The sequence below is a fragment of the Mycolicibacterium aubagnense genome, from assembly GCF_010730955.1.
In the GTDB taxonomy this organism is placed as follows: Bacteria; Actinomycetota; Actinomycetes; order Mycobacteriales; family Mycobacteriaceae; genus Mycobacterium; species Mycobacterium aubagnense.
Genome location: NZ_AP022577.1, coordinates 5,563,310 through 5,579,836 on the forward strand (window position 1 = coordinate 5,563,310; position 16,527 = coordinate 5,579,836).

Sequence of the window (16,527 nt, forward strand, 5' to 3'; positions counted from 1 at the left end):
CCGCTTAAATCCACGGTCAGCAGTGCAATTGCACTTACCCTGGCAACTATGACCAGTACTTCCCATGACCCGCGTGCATGGCAACGGCCCGATGAGCCGGCCGCCAGGCCCGCGTCGGCACGCCTGGTCGATCCCGAAGACGACCTGCCCATCACGACCTACCGCGGCGGTGGCGGTACAGATGGCGGTGAGACGGCGGCGACCACCGCCATCCCGCGGTTCGACGCCGCGTCGTCCGACGATGCAACCGAGGTCACCGCTACACCGTCGGCGATGTCGTCCGGGGCGCCGTCCTCGATGGCGTTCGATCTGATGCACGAACCGGAGCCGCTCCCGTATGTGCAACCCCGGGAGCGGAGTGCGGAGCAGGCCTCCCAGCACGCATTGGGGCCCGCCGAGATAGAGCCCGATCCGGAGACCGAGGCCCGCGTGCGCGTGGCCAAACGCCGCGGCTCTCAGGACCTGGGGCTCATGGTGTTGCGCGTCGGTCTGGGCGCCTGGCTGGTGGTCCACGGACTGCAGAAGGCGTTCGGCTGGTGGGGCGGTCAGGGGCTGAACGGATACGAGCACGCGCTCGCCGCGGCCGGCTTCCAGCACGCCGGGATACTGACCTATCTCGCCACCGGTGCGCAGATCGGGGCCGGTGTCCTACTGGTGCTGGGGCTCTTCACGCCGGTGGCTGCCGCTGTCGCCCTGTGTTATCTCGTCAACGCGCTGGCCGTGGAGGTCGCCGCACAACCCGTGCACGGTTACTTCCCGTACTTCCTGCCCGAAGGCCACGAGTACCTGGTGACCATGATCGTGCTGGCGGCGGGGCTGACCCTCACCGGCCCGGGGCTCTACGGCTTCGACGCCGGCCGTGGTTGGGCGCGGCGGCCCTTCATCGGATCGTTCCTGTGCCTGCTGATCGGCGTCGGTGCGGGCGTCGGCGTGTGGATGCTGCTGAACGGATCAAACCCGCTGCACTGAGCGGGGCCGGCTCATTCGTTGTACGGGTTGGGCACGACTCCACCGCTGGCCGAGGTCAGCAGGGGCAGTGATGCGAACGTCACACCCGGCAGGCGCAGATCCGTGCCGTCGGTCAATTCGGCCTTGGCCCATTTCGAGCCGTCGAAGCGCAGACCCGAGATGTCCTGCCACGTCACGGTCCGGCTGCCGAGCAGCGACCGCGCGGTGACGCCCTTCTTGTCGGCCACCGTGCGGTAGCGAATCACCATCGCCGACAACAGGATCGGGATGACGAGCAGTGCCGCGCACCAGGCCGGCCCGGCGAACACCAGGGCCAGCAGTCCGATGGCGAAGAACCCCACCGCCAGATGGGCGACCCCCGGGATCTTGATCACGACGGGTCCGGCGGCGGGCGAAGCGGTTCGGCGGCTCACGTCAGCCATCTTCCCAGGCGGCGCGTCAGCGGGTTGCCGGGTGTGTCCTGCAGTGGATCTGATTTGACCTGCGCGCGCCGCGAGGACTACCGTCCTTGCTTATGCAGAACTCGGGATTGCTTGTAGTAACTGGGCGCGTTGGTGCGTGACCAGGCTGTGTAAGCCGACTACAAGCATCGACGCGCAACCCTCGTACAGCCACCCACGCTGACGGGGGTTTTTTGTTTGCCCGAGAACGCCAAAACCGCAACACGATCAAGAGGACAAGAGTGAGCGCACCCACCACGCGACCGCCAGAGTCGACGCAGCAGCCCAACGGCCCCAGTGGCCTCAGCGGTACGGTGAACGGTTCTTCCAAAGCCGTTGCCCCGCAGCAGATGACCGGTGCCCAGGCCGTCGTCCGGTCGCTCGAGGAACTCGATGTCGACACCATCTTCGGCATCCCCGGCGGTGCCGTGCTGCCGGTCTACGACCCGCTGTACGACTCGAAGAAGGTCCGCCACGTCCTGGTCCGGCACGAGCAGGGCGCAGGCCACGCCGCGTCGGGCTACGCGCACGCCACCGGCAAGGTCGGCGTGATGATGGCCACCTCGGGCCCGGGTGCCACCAACCTGGTCACGCCGCTTGCGGACGCCCAGATGGACTCCATCCCTGTGGTCGCGATCACCGGCCAGGTCGGCCGCGGGCTGATCGGCACCGACGCGTTCCAGGAAGCCGACATCTCCGGCATCACCATGCCGATCACGAAGCACAACTTCCTGGTCCGCAATGGCGACGATATCGCCAAGGTCATCGCCGAGGCGTTCCACATCGCCGCGTCCGGCCGGCCCGGCGCCGTCCTCGTGGACATCCCGAAGGACGTACTGCAGGCGCAGTGCACCTTCAGCTGGCCGCCGGTCATTGACCTGCCCGGCTACAAGCCCAACACCAAGCCGCACAGCCGGCAGGTCCGCGAGGCCGCCAAGCTGATCGCCGCGTCGCACAAGCCCGTGCTGTACGTCGGTGGCGGCGTCATCCGCGGTGAGGCGTCCGCGGAGCTGCTCGAGCTCGCCGAACTGACCGGTATCCCCGTCGTCACCACCCTGATGGCGCGCGGTGCGTTCCCCGACAGCCACCCGCAGCACATGGGTATGCCGGGCATGCACGGCACGGTGTCCGCGGTGGCCGCACTGCAGAAGAGCGACCTGCTGATCGCCCTCGGCACCCGCTTCGACGACCGGGTCACCGGTCAGCTGTCGACGTTCGCGCCCGACGCCAAGGTGATCCACGCCGACATCGACCCGGCCGAGATCGGCAAGAACCGGCACGCCGATGTGCCGATCGTCGGCGACATCAAGAACGTCATCGTGGACCTGCTGGAGGCGCTGCGCCGCGACGGCGTCTCGGCCGACACGCTCGATCTGGCCGATTGGTGGACGTACCTGGGCGGCATCAAGGAGACCTACCCGCTGAGCTACGGCCCGCAGAGCGACGGCAGCCTCTCGCCGGAGTTCGTCATCGAGAAGCTGGGCCAGATCGCCGGACCGGACGCGCTGTACGTCGCGGGCGTCGGCCAGCATCAGATGTGGGCCGCGCAGTTCATCAAGTACGAGAACCCGAAGACCTGGCTGAACTCGGGCGGTCTCGGCACCATGGGCTTCTCCATCCCGGCCGCGATGGGCGCCAAGTTCGCCCGCCCGGAGGCCGAGGTGTGGGCCATCGACGGTGACGGCTGCTTCCAGATGACCAACCAGGAGCTGGCCACCTGCGCCCTCGAAGGTGCACCGATCAAGGTTGCGCTGATCAACAACGGCAACCTCGGCATGGTGCGGCAGTGGCAGACGCTGTTCTACGACGAGCGCTACAGCCAGACCAACCTGTCGACGCACTCGCACCGCATCCCGGATTTTGTGATGCTGGCCGAGGCGCTGGGTTGCGTCGGCCTGCGCTGCGAGCGCGCCGAGGATGTCGAGGACGTCATCCGGCAGGCCCGGGAGATCAACGACCGCCCCGTCGTCATCGACTTCATCGTCGGGGCCGACGCCCAGGTGTGGCCGATGGTCGCCGCCGGCACCAGCAATGACGAGATCATGGCGGCGCGCGATATCCGTCCGCTGTTCGACAACGAGGAGCAGGTGTGATGAGCGCTTGCGCGAAGAACGAAGGGACCTGCGTGCCATGACGACTACCCATACCCTGTCGGTCCTGGTCGAGGACACCCCCGGTGTGCTCGCCCGCGTTGCGGCGCTGTTCTCCCGGCGCGGCTTCAACATCCAGTCGCTGGCGGTCGGCGCCACCGAGCAGAAGAACATGTCCCGCATGACCATCGTGGTCTGCGTCGAAGAGCAGCTGCCGCTCGAGCAGATCACCAAGCAGCTCAACAAGCTGATCAACGTCATCAAGATCGTCGAGCAGGATCCGGAAAACTCCGTCTCCCGCGAGCTGGCGCTGATCAAGGTGCGCGCCGACGCCACCACCCGTGGTCAGGTGATCGAGGCGGTCAACCTGTTCCGCGCGAAGGTCGTCGACGTGTCGACCGAGTCGCTGACGGTCGAGGCCACCGGCACCCAGGAGAAGCTCGAAGCACTGCTGCGAGTGCTGGAGCCGTATGGTATTCGCGAGCTGGTGCAGTCCGGTGTGGTCTCGTTGGCGCGCGGCCCGCGCGGCATCGGCGCGGCGAAGTAACCGAGCTGGACCCCGAGCAAAACTTCGAATAACAGAGCTTCAACAACAGAAACAAGGGTAAGGAAAAGCAAGTGGCAGTTGAGATGTTCTACGACGACGATGCGGACCTGTCGATCATCCAGGGTCGCAAGGTCGGCGTCATCGGCTACGGCAGCCAGGGTCACGCACATTCGCTTTCGCTGCGCGACTCGGGTGTGCAGGTCAAGGTCGGCCTGAAGGAGGGCTCGAAGTCCCGCGAGAAGGTCACCGAGCAGGGCCTCGAGGTCGACACCCCGGCCAACGTCGCCGCCTGGGCCGACGTCATCATGCTGCTGGCGCCCGACACCGCTCAGGCCGAGATCTTCACGAACGACATCGAGCCCAACCTCAAGGACGGCGACGCGCTGTTCTTCGGCCACGGCCTCAACATCCACTTCGGCCTGATCAAGCCCCCGGCCAACGTCACCATCGGCATGGTCGCCCCCAAGGGTCCCGGCCACCTGGTGCGCCGTCAGTTCGTCGACGGCAAGGGCGTCCCGGCCCTGATCGCCATCGACCAGGACCCCAAGGGCGAGGGCCAGGCGCTGGCGCTGTCCTACGCCAAGGGCATCGGCGGCACCCGCGCCGGCGTCATCAAGACCACCTTCAAGGAAGAGACCGAGACCGACCTGTTCGGTGAGCAGGCCGTTCTCTGTGGCGGTACCGAGGAACTGGTCAAGACCGGTTTCGAGGTCATGGTCGAGGCCGGCTACGCACCGGAGATGGCCTACTTCGAGGTGCTGCACGAGCTCAAGCTGATCGTCGACCTGATGTACGAGGGTGGCATCGCCCGCATGAACTACTCGGTGTCCGACACCGCTGAGTTCGGTGGCTACCTGTCCGGTCCGCGCGTCATCGACGCCGACACCAAGGACCGCATGCGCGCCATCCTGAAGGACATCCAGGACGGCACCTTCGTCAAGCGCCTGGTCGCCAACGTCGAGGGCGGCAACAAGGAACTCGAGGGTCTGCGCAAGGCCAACGCCGAGCACCCGATCGAGGTCACCGGCAAGAAGCTGCGCGACCTGATGAGCTGGGTCGACCGGCCGATCACCGAGACCGCCTAGTCTCTGAAGCTCAGGCGCCGACTGGCCGGTTACTGCACGCGAAACAGCGTGCGGTAACCGGCCTTTCGTCGTTTCAGCCTTCGGAAGCCGCTCTCGGCGACATGTCCGATCTGGAGCTGTCAGTTCGGGCTGACGTTGTCACCACATGCTGACGGGCTCACATCGCAAGTGCCGCAAAGGAGCCGACACGCCGAGCGTGGGTGACGGGCTACGAACCGAGGCGGTCGGCCACGCTCACGACCCGCTCCGCCAGGTGATCCAGCGCGGCGTAGGTGTTGTCGTCGAACTGGCGGATGTTGTCGTGGTTGGCCAGCAGGCTCACGCCGTACGGGTTGCCGTCGGCGAACTTGAGCGGGTCGGTGTAGCCGGGTGGGACGATGATGCCGCCCCAGTGCATCAGCGTGATGTACAGCGACAGCAGCGTGGTCTCCTGCCCGCCGTGCGCGGTGTTGGACGAGGTGAACCCGGCGTAGACCTTGTCGGCCAGCATGCCCTGCGACCAGAGTCCGCCGAGCGAGTCCAAGAACCCGCGCAGCTGCGACGCGACCGAGCCGAAGCGGGTCGGCGAGCCGAAGATCACGGCGTCGGCCCAGACGATGTCGTCGCCCGTGGCGGTCGGAAGGTCTTTGGTCGCTTCGTAATTCGCGGTCCATGCCGGGTTGTGGGCGAAGGACTCGGGGTCCGCGGTCTCGACGACGGGACGCAGTCGCACGTCGGCACCCAACGATTCAGCGGTGCTCGCCACACGCTGTGCCATGGACGTGCCGTGCCCGGTTGCGGAGTAGTAGATGACAGAAAGCTTGGCCATGAGCCAAGCCAACACTATGGCGCCAGCGACGGCAGCGTCTTCACTCCGAATTCACGATGGAGCACGGTCCGGGCGGCGTAGAGACCGGCCATGCCGTGCACGCCGCCGTTCGGGGGAGTGGCGGCCGAGCAGAGATAGGCACCGGGAATCGGCGTGGCCCACGGATTCAGACGCAGCGTCGGCCCGGCGAGCGCCCGCCATGCGCTGTTGCCGCCACCGGTGATATCGCCGCCCGTCAGGTTCGCGTTGTGTTCGGCCAGCTGCGACGCAGGAACGCCACGGGTCGCGACGATGATGTCGCGGAACCCGGGGGCAAAGCGCTCCATGATTTCGATGACCGCTTCGGTCTGGTCGACCGGTGAGTCACGGGGCACGTGGACATAGCTCCAGAACGGTCGACGGCCATGGTCGTCGATCCGGGTCGGGTCGGCGATGTGTGGTGAGGCAGCGAGCACCATCGGCCACTCCGCGTGCCGTCCGCTCGCGATCTCGCGTTCCGCAAGAACCATCCGGGCCCGCTCACCACCGAGGTGGATCATGACCGTGCTGGCCAATCGTGAGTCACGCCAAGGGATTTCATCGGACAGTACGAAATCGACTTTCGCCACGCCGGGGTTGGTCCGCAGCCCTCGCAACCTCGCGGCGTAGCGCGTCGGTAGCCGGTCGCCGTAGATGTCCAACAACGCCTTGGCGGGCGTGTCGTAGAGGACCACTCCCTGCGGCGGTTCGGTGACCTCCTCGCCGACCACCACTTCACCACCGTGGGCCAGCAAGTCGGCGATCAGTGCCTCAGGAATCGCTTGGCTGCCGCCGGTCGGCACCGGCCATCCCACCGAATGGGCCAGCACGGCCAGCATCATGCCCAGGCCCGAGGACGTCATCGAAGGCATCTGCGAGATCGTGTGCGCGGCAACGCCGGTGAACAACGCGCGGGCGTCCTCGCCACGGAGCAGCCCCCATGCCGGACTGCCCTGCGTCACCATCCGCAGCGCGAGCCGGGCCGAGGTCACCAGGTCGGGCGGCAATGATCTCTTGTCGCCGAGCACGAACGCGGCGGCAGCCTCGCTTCGTTGCACCATCGGTCCCAACAGCCAGCGCCACGACGCCCCATCAGCCAGCTCGGCGCAGGTGCGCTCGAAATCGCGGTAGGCCAGCGCGGCGGGACGCCCTGGCAATGGGTTGGCATAGGAAACCTCCGGCACGTTCAACGTGATGCGGTCCGCGAGGCCGAAATCACGGAAGAACGGTGAGGCGAACGCCAGTGGATGCACCGCCGCGCAGACGTCGTGCAAAATGCCTGGATATTCGGGATCGGGGGCGCTGCGGGCGCCGCCGCCGGGGGTCGGCTGGCCTTCGATGACGCGGACCGACAGCCCTGCTCGGGCGCAGACGACGGCCGCCGCCAGTCCGTTGGGTCCACTGCCGACGACGGTGACGTCCACCACTTGATGGTAGTGACGCGTGGTGACAACCCAGATCAAGGCAACCGCGATTGGAAGCACAGCCATGCGGACCACTAGTCTGTGCGCGTGAGCCTTCCTGTCGTACTCATCGCTGACAAACTCGCCGAATCGACCGTCGCCGCCCTCGGTGACCAGGTAGAGGTCCGTTGGGTCGACGGCCCCAACCGCGCCGAACTGCTGGCCGCCGTGCCGGACGCCGACGCGCTGCTGGTGCGCTCGGCCACCACGGTGGACGCCGAGGTGCTGGCTGCAGCGCCCAAGCTCAAGATCGTCGCCCGCGCCGGCGTGGGCCTGGACAACGTCGACGTCGACGCCGCCACCGCGCGTGGCGTGCTGGTCGTCAACGCCCCGACCTCCAACATCCACAGCGCCGCTGAGCACGCCCTGGCGCTGCTGCTGTCGGCGGCTCGCCAGATTCCGGCCGCCGACGCCACGCTGCGCGAGCACACCTGGAAGCGTTCGAAGTTCTCCGGTACCGAGATCTTCGGCAAGACCGTCGGCGTCGTGGGGATGGGCCGCATCGGCCAGCTCGTCGCGCAGCGCCTCGCCGCGTTCGGCGCGCACATCGTCGCCTACGACCCCTACGTCTCGCAGGCCCGTGCCGCCCAGCTGGGCATCGAGCTACTGACCCTCGATGAGCTTTTGGGCCGCGCTGATTTCATCTCGGTGCACCTGCCCAAGACCAAGGAAACCGCCGGCCTGATCAACAAGGACGCGCTGGCCAAGACCAAGCCGGGCGTCATCATCGTCAACGCGGCCCGCGGTGGCCTGATCGACGAGCAGGCCCTGGCCGACGCGATCACCAGCGGCCACGTGCGTGGCGCGGGCCTCGACGTGTTCGCCACCGAGCCCTGCACCGACAGCCCGCTGTTCGAGCTGCCGCAGGTCGTCGTCACCCCGCACCTGGGCGCCTCCACCGAAGAGGCCCAGGACCGTGCCGGCACCGACGTTGCCGCGAGCGTGAAGCTGGCGCTGGCCGGCGAGTTCGTGCCGGACGCCGTCAACGTCGGCGGCGGTGTCGTCGGCGAAGAGGTCGCGCCGTGGCTCGACCTGGTGCGCAAGCTGGGTCTGCTGGTCGGTGCCCTGGCGCCGGCGCTGCCGGCTTCGCTGAACGTGGAGGTGCTCGGCGAGCTGGCGTCGGAAGACGTTGAGATTCTGAAGCTTTCGGCAATGCGCGGCCTGTTCTCGGCCGTCATCGAGGACCAGGTGACGTTCGTCAACGCCCCGGCGCTGGCCGCCGAGCGTGGCGTCGAAGCCAACCTCAGCACCGAGACCGAGAGCCCCAACCACCGCAGCGTCGTCGACGTGCGCGCGGTTCTGGCAGATGGCTCGGTTGTCAACGTGTCGGGCACCTTGAGCGGCCCGCAGCTGGTCGAGAAGATCGTCCAAATCAACGGCCGCAACCTGGATCTGCGCGCCCAGGGCGTCAACCTGATCCTCAACTACGGTGACCAGCCGGGTGCCCTGGGCAAGATCGGCACCCTCCTCGGTGGCGCCGACGTCAACATCCTGGCCGCGCAGATGTCGCAGGACTCTGACGGTTCCGGAGCGACGGTCATGCTGCGCCTGGACCGCGAGGTGCCGGCCGACGTGCTCAGCGCGATCGGCGACGCCGTCGGCGCGACCACGCTGGAACTGGTGGACCTGTCGTGAAGCTCGCCGTCATCGCCGGTGACGGCATCGGCCCCGAGGTCATCGGTGAGGCGCTGAAGGTTCTCGACGTCGTGCTGCCGGGTGTCGAGCGCACCGAGTACAACGTGGGCGCCAAGCGCTACCACGAGACCGGGGAGACCCTGCCCGAGGGCATGGTCGACGAGCTCAAGACGCACGACGCAATCCTGTTGGGCGCCATCGGCGATCCTTCGGTACCCAGCGGCGTGCTCGAGCGCGGCCTGTTGCTGACCATGCGGTTCGCCCTGGATCACCATGTGAACCTGCGGCCGTCGCGGCTGTTCGCGGGCGTCGACAGCCCGCTGGCCGGCAACCCGGACATCGACTTCGTCGTCGTGCGCGAAGGCACCGAGGGGCCGTACACCGGCACCGGTGGCGCCATCCGCGTCGGCACCCCGCACGAGGTGGCGACCGAGGTGTCCACCAACACGCGGTTCGGCGTCGAGCGCGTCGTGCGCTACGCCTTTGAAAAGGCCCGCGCCCGGCGCAAGCACCTCACCCTGGTGCACAAGAACAACGTGCTGGCCTACGCCGGTTCGCTGTGGAAGCGCACGGTCGACGAGATCGCCACCGAGTACCCGGACGTCGAGACCGCATACCAGCACGTCGACGCTGCGACCATTCATATGGTGACCGCTCCTGAGCGGTTTGATGTGATCGTCACCGACAACCTGTTCGGCGACATCATCACCGACCTGGCCGCGGCGGTTTCCGGCGGCATCGGCCTGGCGGCGTCGGGCAACATCGATGCGACGGGCACCAACCCGTCGATGTTCGAGCCGGTACACGGCAGCGCGCCCGATATCGCCGGCAAGGGCCTGGCCGACCCGACCGCCGCCATCATGAGCGTGGCGCTGTTGCTGACTCACCTCGGTGAGACCGAAGCCGCGGCCCGGGTGGACAAGGCCGTGGCCGAGCACCTTTCGACACGTGGCGATGCCAAGCTTTCGACGTCGGAGACCGGCGAGCGGATCCGTAGCTACCTGTAATGCTGTGAACGGCATGAACGGCCTTGCCACCCTCACCAGGCAGTGCTGGCTGTTCGCCGTCGGGTCGTCGTTCTTCGCGCTGGCCACGGTCCCCGGGTTCCCCTCGGTGGCCGGGGCCGGTGTGACGAATGTGCTGTGCTTCATCGGGTCGTGGTTCTTCACCACCGCCGCCTTGATGCAGTATGTGCTGGCCTCGCCGGGAATTCAATGGTGGTCGGCGGCAATCCAATTCATGGGCACCGTCCTGTTCAACGTGAGCACGGGCGCGGCGGTGTGGGCGCATGCTGTCCTCGCCGAGCGGCGCTACGTGTGGGCCCCCGACGCCGCCGGGTCGTTGGCCTTCCTGCTCAGTGGTCTGCTGGCGGTCATGGTGGTCGGCCTGTGGTCGCCGAAATCCGTTGACTGGCAGGCATCGTGGATCAACATGATGGGCTGCGTCGCGTTCCAGGTCTCGGCGCTGGCGGCATTCGTCCGCAGGACCGGAGTGACGGTCGACGAGTGGCTGGCCAACTTCGGGACGTTCGTCGGGGCATTGTGCTTCCTGGTGGCCGCCCTGTTGGTGCGGCCCAAGGGCAACCCGCAAGAATCCCGTTTGGCGTAGCACGCCGATACATGATTGGCTGGGATACGTGGGGGTACAGCTGAACCGACGGGATTTCATCGTCGGGTTGGCCGCGACGGGTGTACTGGCCGGGTGCCGGCCCGCCAAGTCGGAAGAGCCAACCAGCTTTGAAGATCTGGAAGACCGCTATCAGGCGTTAATCGGCGTCTATGCAGTGGATTTGGAATCATCGGCGACGGTCGAGCACCGCGCCGACGAGCGGTTCGCGATCTGCTCGACGTTCAAAGCGTATGCGGCGGCCCGTATCTTGCAGATGGCCAAGACCGGTCACGCGAATCTCGATGCCATGGTGCCCATCACCGCGGCAGATATCGTGGTCAACTCGCCGGTGCTGAGTCCGGCGGTGGGTGCGCGGATGGCGCTGCGGGACATCTGCGCCGCGGCCCTGACCCAGAGCGACAACGCAGCGGGAAACATCATGCTGCGCACCATCGGTGGGCCGTCCGCCGTCACCGATTTCGCCCGTTCGATCGGGGACTCGCAGACGCGGCTGGATCGCTGGGAACCGGACCTCAACGACGCGGCGCCCGGCGATCTGCGGGACACCACGACGCCGCGGGCCCTCTGCGGCGGGTACCGCGCCATCCTCGTCGGCGACGCACTGCCCGGGGCGAGCCAATATCAGCTGCAGCGGTGGATGTCCGAGACCACCACGTCGACCCGGCGCTTTCGCGCAGGTCTGCCGGCGGAGTGGACCAGCGCGGACAAGACCGGCAGCGGGGATTACGGTTCGACCAACGACGCCGGCATGCTCATCGGCCCCAAACATGAGCGGGTCATGCTCACGGTTCTGATCCGGACGCGCACCCTGCGACGGGACGCCGGGCCGTTCAACGAGGCGGTGGCGGAGAGCGTGCGATCCGTGCTGGCGCGCCTCGGCCACAGCTAGGGTTGGATCGTGGGGATCCGGAAGCTGGCGCTCGTGGTGGCGACCTGCTTGTGTGCCGTGACGGCGTGTTCGACGACCACCACAGGCACGGCGCGGTTCGGAGGTTCACTGAGCGACCCAGAACCCGACGTCAGCCAGCTGCGGACCGGTAACTACCAGATCAAGCCGAGCACGCCGTTCTTCAGCGCCGGGGATGACCCCATCACTCAGTCGCTGGTCGAGTCGATCCGGTTGGCCGAATTCGTCGTCGGGCCTTGGGAAGTCGACTCGAGTGTCAGCACCCCGGTGCCGCTGAGTACGCACAGCATCACGCCGACGTTCGGCGCCGAGCTGGTTCTCGGCGGATCTGATGGGCACGTCATGCAGGGCATAGTGCAGGCACACAACCTCGTCGCGGGTTTCGGGTCGGCACGGGTGGCCATGAATGCCGGCACCGCCGATCTGGATCTGACCAACGCGGTGATGATGTTTCCGGATGCCGGGCAGGCCGCCGCGGCGGCCGCTGAGTTCGTCGCGCAGATCGGTCCGGTGGTCGCCGGCGGTCTGCCCACCTATCCCGTCGAATTGTCGCTCGGCGGCCATCCGGTACCTGCTGTCGGCTGGGATGTCGGTACCAAGTCCGTCGTCGTTTCGTTTGTTCCGCACGGCCGTTACGTGCTGTTCCAAGACGTTTGGGCCAAGGGCACGGCCTCCAGTCGGCCTCAGGTGAGGGCCAAGCTGCTGGCCGGCGATCTGTTGGGCAGGCAGACGCCTCTGATCGACGGATTCGTCCCGACCGAACCGGCGAAACTCGCTGGCTTGGCCAAGGATCCGAGCAATGACCAACTGCTGTCCAAAACGCTGACGACGCCCGATCGTCAGCAAGGCGTCATGATCGGGACCTGGCGACCCAATGCCTGGTTGCACTTCGAGACCGACCCCGTCACGGCCGGCGCTCAGTTCCAGCAGGCCGGCGTGCAGTGGGTCACCCAGCGTTGGGGTCGGGTGTACCAAGCACCGAATGCCCAATCTGCAGCGAACTTACTGGATTCCATGACACGCGCGATCTCCAACGAACCGAACGTGACGCTTTCCGGGGCGGTGCCGGGATTCCCCGGCGCCCGGTGCTTCGAGCGGACGAGTGACTACGCGGAGCCGGATACCACTGTGACATTCCGCATCCTCAGCTGGCACTTCAGCTGCCTCGCACGTACCGACAAGTTCGTGTTCCAGGTCTTTGCCGACGATGAAACCACTGTGAACCAACAGATTTCAGCGCAATACCGGGTGCTCTCCGGGAAGTAGCCCGACTGCCCCGATGAGTTTGGCGGCGGTCGGTGGCCTATCTCACCGACAGGCACGGTCGACTCGTCAGGAGCTGGAAATGGGCCAGATTCGCCTCGCCTTGTTCGCCACCCTCGATCTCGTCGGGCAGGCCCCGGGCGGACCCGGTGAAGACCCCGACGGTGGATTTCCGTTCGAGGGCTGGCAGGCTCCGCTGATCGACGAGGCGTCGGGGGAGCAGGTCGGCGCGGACCTGGCGACCGAGGTGCGGCAGCTCCGGCAGCGGCACGAGCACATCAAAGTGGTCGGCAGTCTGAACTTCGTACAGACCCTGTTGCGCGAAAAACTGTTTGATCGGATGGATCTTTGGGTGCATCCTGTTGTGCTGGGGGTCGGCAAAAAGTGTTCGACGGGGGCGCGGTGCCGTCCAACCTGACGCTGCTCGCGCCGCCGGTGTCCAGCCCGGCGGGCATTGTGCATCTGCAGTACGGGTTGGCAGCAGGTGTGCCGACGACGGGGGAACATGAGCGCGCGGGATCGGGGGGGACGTTTGACAGATACGGACTGGACTCGCGGTGTGCTCGCCGGCGCGGTCCTCGGAGGTATCGGCTGGGGGCTGCTCGCCGTCGACGCGGTGAGCGTGTCGAACGATGACGTGTATATGGGCGCGGGTGGTGGAATGAACTTACCTGTCGCGGTTGGTATTTCATTGCTATGTCTGGTGGTTGCCGGGGTACTGCCCCGTACGCGGGTGTCGCGCACGGTGGCCGTCGCGCTGGTTGTCGCACCCGTAAGCGGTTGGTTCGTGATCGGGCTGCTGTCCTTGCAGGCCCTTGCGATGGGGTCGACATGGCGGTGAGCGGGGGCTGGACGACAACCGGAGGGGGTGCGCATGTCCTTCGAGCATGAGAGCTTGCTCGATCCACTCACCGAGCGGACGGTCGATCCGCGGTATCTGGTCGGTGGTTATGTCCTCGGGTTGGTCGCGACCTCGCTCGCGCCCCTGATGTTCTACTGGCTCTTCGCGCCGGCCGGCGCGCTGCTTGTCGCTGCGGTAGCGGTTGTGGTCGCGACGGCGCGACCACGATTTGACGACGCCGCATGCGGCGCATTCTTCGCAGCGGTGTTCGGTGCGGTGGCGATATTCGTGTTGTCGTTCGTCGTCGCTCAGCGCTGACTGACGCCGGCGGTCGGACGCGTGTGACGGGAGTGTCGAAAGCGACTGGGCGCCACCGGTTTCTGTGCGTCGCTATGTACGCGCTATGGGTTGATGAGAATCCCGTTCAGGCACTGGCGAGTGCTCCGAGGCTGCGTAGCCTTTAGTTGTGCTTAGTAGTTCTGGTTGGCCTGAAAGCCGGTCGGGACCAACGGGCACTTGTATCCGAAATCGCGCGGGTCGGGAGCGACGCGACGACGGCCACCGGTCGTAGTTGAGGAGGTCGACATGACGACTTTCAGTTCTCCACCCATCCACGTAGTACCGCCGCCCGCTCCCACGCCGCGGTGGCACAGACTCCTGCCGCGCACCCGCAGGCGCAAAACGGCCGTCGCCGCCGGAGTCACGGTGGTCCTCGTCGCGGGCGTGCTGGGCGCGTGCTACGAGGCCACGCCCGGAGGCACGCTCTGGGGCGTCGAGAAGACGGTGTTTCCGGGTCACGCGCAGGACGTCGCGCTGACGGCCGTCGTGAACGACCTGAAGGCGGCGCAGGACATCCTGGGCAGCGGACAGCAGCCCACGCCCGATCAGTTGACGGCCGCTCGTACGTCACTCAACGAAGCCAAGCAGGGTCTGGACTACCTGTCGCCCTCGTCGCAGCGGGCGAGTCTGCAGAACCTCTACCTCCAACTGACACAAGAACTTCTGCAATACACGCCTGATTCGGCGCAGCAATTGCCGGCGTTGCCCGCGCCACCCGCCGAGCCGCAGGCCGCCGATCCGGGCAGCGCCGCGCAGACACCTGAGGTGGCACTGATGAGCGCCACCGCACCTACTTGGGGATACCAGGATTCGGCCGGGAGCACGGCCCCCGTCGACCAGATGTCGGACACCTTCGTCCCGCCGCCGCCAGGCGTGCCCGACGCGCCTGCCGCTGACTGGTCGCAGCCGGTGGATCCGCCGTTGACGCCGAACCTCCAAGAGCTCGGCAACTACGATCCGTCCTGGGGGCAGCTGTATGGCTACAACCCCGGAGCTTGGTACAACTACGACCTCGGCGGCTACAACCAGTACGGCTACGACTTCCTCGGTTTCGACCGGTGGGGATACGACCGGTGGGGATACGACCGGTGGGGCTACGACCGCCGGGGCTACAACTGGTCCGGCTATAACTGGTCCGGTTACGACCGCGACGGCTGGGATCGAGGCGGCCGCAACGAATGGGGCCAGCGGCGCGACCATCCCGACGACCCGCGCAATCAGGCCTGGTACGACAACCATCACCCGTACGAGCAGTACTACCAATGGAAGTTCCGGAACGACGATCCGGTATACGAACGCACACAGTGGGATCAGGCCCACGGATTCAAACCGAACCAGTACCGGAACTGGAACATGAACCGGGACTGGCACGATCCGCGCAGTCGTGACTGGGCGCCGCCGGCCACCGCCGGGAGTGCCCCGCATTCGATCACCGCTGCGAGCACGCATGTCTCGTCGCCGGTCGTGAACCTGAATGTCTCACTGGCCCAGTTCATCTCCACCGACAAGGCGACGGCTGCCTCCGGGCCGCTATTGACCGACCTTGGGCGCAAGCCCACCCGCGATATCACCAAGGACCTCGACGCGACCGCCACCAAGGTTGCCGCGGTGATGCCCGCGACTCCGGTTCCGGGCACCGGCGCGCCGGTTGTCAACCACCAAACACCTTCGGCGCCGCCGGCGTTGACGGCGGTCGTGCCGAGCGCGCCGCCGTCGAAGGTGCCGGCCGGATTCACCGCACCCGAGCTCGCGCCGGTACCCCTGCCGGCACCGCAAGGCAAACCACAGACCGCGCCGAGTGGTCGTACACCGGGTTCTGGCCTGAACAACGTTCCGGGAGCTACGGCTGTTGTGCCGAAGGACGGTTCGCCGAATCCGGTTGTGGTGCCGCCTGACGAGCCGAAATCGGCAACGGTGCCCAACCCGGTTGTGGTGCCGCCTGACGAGCCGAAATCGGCAACGGTGCCCAACCCGGTTGTGGTGCCGAATCCCGTCGTGCCGCCGGCCGCGCCGAAGGCCGCGACTCCGCCCGCGCCTGATGTGGCGCCGCCGAGCGCGGCACCGCTGCCACGTGAGGCGAATCTGGTTCCTCCAACACCGGTTTCGGAGCCGCAGGCTCCTCCGGCGAAGCAGATCCCGCAAGAGTCACCTCAGCAGCAGTCCGCGCCGAAGCCACCGGTGAATCACGTGCCGGCGCCCGACGGCCCGGCGCCTGAGGCCACCGCTCCACCTGTTCCGGTTCGCCAGGCACCCGTACGGCAAGCCCCGGCGCCGCAGGAGCAGGCTCCGGTTCGGCAGGCACCGCCGCCTGTGCATGAAGTACCGCCGCCGGCACCGGTGCACGAGGCACCCCCTCCGCCGCCACCGCCGGTGCACGAGGCGCCGCCGCCACCACCTGCACCGCGGCCGGCGCCCGAGCCGTCGCGGGGGTCTGGCAAGTGCTTCGGCCCGATGTGCCCACCCGCGTAGCCCGTTCCGCTGTCGACGTGTACC

The 16,527-nt window shown here is 67.0% G+C and carries 15 protein-coding genes and 1 pseudogene; 13 read left to right on the forward strand and 3 right to left on the reverse strand.

Annotated features, from left to right (window positions below):
• The first annotated feature begins 48 nt into the window (after positions 1–48).
• Complete coding sequence (locus tag G6N59_RS26575; RefSeq protein WP_138229896.1) at positions 49–969, forward strand: DoxX family protein; 921 nt, start codon at positions 49–51, stop codon at positions 967–969.
• 11 nt (positions 970–980) lie between these two features.
• Here G6N59_RS26575 and G6N59_RS26580 read toward each other — a convergent pair whose 3' ends face one another.
• The gene (locus tag G6N59_RS26580) at positions 981–1,391 is read right to left on the reverse strand and encodes a PH domain-containing protein (protein ID WP_138229897.1); all 411 of its coding nucleotides are present in this window, start codon (positions 1,389–1,391) and stop codon (positions 981–983) included.
• A gap of 260 nt (positions 1,392–1,651) precedes the next feature.
• On the opposite strand from G6N59_RS26580, the gene G6N59_RS26585 reads away from it, so the two are divergent.
• The 3 genes from G6N59_RS26585 (at position 1,652) to ilvC (ending at position 5,131) form a co-directional block, all read left to right on the forward strand.
• Positions 1,652–3,502: an acetolactate synthase large subunit gene (locus tag G6N59_RS26585; RefSeq protein ID WP_138229898.1), complete on the forward strand. Its 1,851-nt coding sequence runs from the start codon at positions 1,652–1,654 to the stop codon at positions 3,500–3,502.
• 37 nt (positions 3,503–3,539) lie between these two features.
• Positions 3,540–4,046: an acetolactate synthase small subunit gene (gene ilvN, locus G6N59_RS26590; protein WP_138229899.1), complete on the forward strand. Its 507-nt coding sequence runs from the start codon at positions 3,540–3,542 to the stop codon at positions 4,044–4,046.
• Between the two features lie 83 nt (positions 4,047–4,129).
• Positions 4,130–5,131, forward strand: coding sequence for a ketol-acid reductoisomerase (ilvC, locus tag G6N59_RS26595; RefSeq protein WP_179970391.1), 1,002 nt, complete (start codon positions 4,130–4,132; stop codon positions 5,129–5,131).
• 208 nt (positions 5,132–5,339) lie between these two features.
• Here the strand turns inward: ilvC and wrbA are convergent, their stop codons facing one another.
• A complete protein-coding gene (gene wrbA, locus G6N59_RS26600) occupies positions 5,340–5,939 on the reverse strand; it encodes an NAD(P)H:quinone oxidoreductase (RefSeq protein ID WP_138229901.1) in 600 nt (199 codons plus the stop codon).
• 14 nt (positions 5,940–5,953) lie between these two features.
• Positions 5,954–7,381: a phytoene desaturase family protein gene (locus tag G6N59_RS26605; protein WP_179970241.1), complete on the reverse strand. Its 1,428-nt coding sequence runs from the start codon at positions 7,379–7,381 to the stop codon at positions 5,954–5,956.
• 87 nt (positions 7,382–7,468) lie between these two features.
• On the opposite strand from G6N59_RS26605, the gene serA reads away from it, so the two are divergent.
• From serA to G6N59_RS26650, 9 genes and pseudogenes are all read left to right on the forward strand, one after another.
• Positions 7,469–9,055, forward strand: a complete 1,587-nt coding sequence (gene serA / locus G6N59_RS26610; protein ID WP_138229903.1) for a phosphoglycerate dehydrogenase — start codon at positions 7,469–7,471, stop codon at positions 9,053–9,055.
• Entirely contained in the window at positions 9,052–10,062 is a 1,011-nt protein-coding gene (locus G6N59_RS26615) for a 3-isopropylmalate dehydrogenase (protein ID WP_138229904.1), read from the forward strand. The genes serA and G6N59_RS26615 overlap by 4 nt, the downstream gene beginning before the upstream one ends.
• 13 nt (positions 10,063–10,075) lie before the next feature.
• The gene (locus G6N59_RS26620; RefSeq protein WP_138229905.1) at positions 10,076–10,663 is read left to right on the forward strand and encodes a hypothetical protein; all 588 of its coding nucleotides are present in this window, start codon (positions 10,076–10,078) and stop codon (positions 10,661–10,663) included.
• A 28-nt stretch (positions 10,664–10,691) separates the two neighbouring features.
• Positions 10,692–11,573, forward strand: a complete 882-nt coding sequence (gene bla, locus G6N59_RS26625; RefSeq protein ID WP_138229906.1) for a class A beta-lactamase — start codon at positions 10,692–10,694, stop codon at positions 11,571–11,573.
• Positions 11,574–11,582: 9 nt separating this feature from the next.
• Positions 11,583–12,857: a DUF7373 family lipoprotein gene (locus G6N59_RS26630; protein WP_138229907.1), complete on the forward strand. Its 1,275-nt coding sequence runs from the start codon at positions 11,583–11,585 to the stop codon at positions 12,855–12,857.
• 79 nt (positions 12,858–12,936) lie between these two features.
• Positions 12,937–13,380 (forward strand): annotated as a pseudogene (locus G6N59_RS26635) (dihydrofolate reductase family protein); the annotation flags it as partial.
• Between the two features lie 33 nt (positions 13,381–13,413).
• Positions 13,414–13,695 (forward strand): hypothetical protein, encoded by a 282-nt coding sequence (locus tag G6N59_RS26640; protein ID WP_163910732.1) that lies wholly within the window; start codon positions 13,414–13,416, stop codon positions 13,693–13,695.
• Positions 13,696–13,728: 33 nt separating this feature from the next.
• Positions 13,729–14,013, forward strand: coding sequence for a hypothetical protein (locus G6N59_RS26645; RefSeq protein ID WP_138229908.1), 285 nt, complete (start codon positions 13,729–13,731; stop codon positions 14,011–14,013).
• 267 nt (positions 14,014–14,280) lie between these two features.
• Complete coding sequence (locus G6N59_RS26650; RefSeq protein WP_138229909.1) at positions 14,281–16,503, forward strand: DUF2502 domain-containing protein; 2,223 nt, start codon at positions 14,281–14,283, stop codon at positions 16,501–16,503.
• Positions 16,504–16,527 lie beyond the last annotated feature (24 nt).